Below are 731 nucleotides of genomic sequence, written 5' to 3'. Positions count from 1 at the left end.
TGCACGTCTGCGATCTCGGCGAGGGTCAACCCCTCGACGAAGAACAGGTGAGCTGCGAGCCGGTGCACCGGGCTGAGCGCTGCCATGGCTTCGGCAATCGCAAGCCGGTCTTCAGGCGCAGTTGTCTGGCCCGGGTCCGCCTCGCTTGCTTCGACCTCGCGGCTCCGCTCGCGAGCGTTGTGATTGATCTGATCCGCGCAGCGCCGGCGCAGGATGCCGAACGCCCACGGCGCAAACCGGTTCGTGTCGCGCAGGGCCGGCAGGCCGCGCCAGATCGCCAGCCAGCAGTCCTGTACTGCGGACAAAGCCATCTCGCCGTCGCCGGTATGCCGCCGCGCGGTCCGCAACAGGCGTGGATGCCATCGGGCATGGAGCCTGCTCGCGGCCCGGCGATCACCAGCCAGTGCCATGGTCACCAGCAGGCTGTCGAGCAACGGCTCCGCTTCGGGGCGATAGGGTCGGGCTGGCTTGGTCATCGTCCTGTAAGTCGGCCACAAGCCGGCAAAGGTTCAATCGCAATCGACCGCTTTGTTCGATTGTGGAGGAAATTCTTGACCTGACCTTGTTTTGTTCTATTCCTGTTCACGTCAATACGCAGGAGCCGCTAATATGGCACGCGCCGATTTTGCTTACGCCCCGGCCTGCGATGCTGTGGGCCTGTCGATTTCCGCCACGATCCTGGCCGACGACGAAGCACTGCGGTCGCAGTTGTGCGAGGATGCAGACATGGC

The 731-nt window shown here is 64.3% G+C and carries 1 protein-coding gene; it reads right to left on the bottom strand.

Translation table 11 applies throughout. The annotated features are described in order from the left end of the window. Window positions 1-434, bottom strand: a 434-nt coding sequence (locus AC01FP_RS18355) for an RNA polymerase sigma factor (protein ID WP_474482290.1), incomplete at its 3' end; no start/stop codon positions are given. Window positions 435-731: the final 297 nt, after the last annotated feature.

The sequence above is a fragment of the Cyanobium sp. NIVA-CYA 375 genome (genome assembly GCF_056108345.1).
This window is presented reverse-complemented; position numbering and strand designations above follow the sequence as displayed.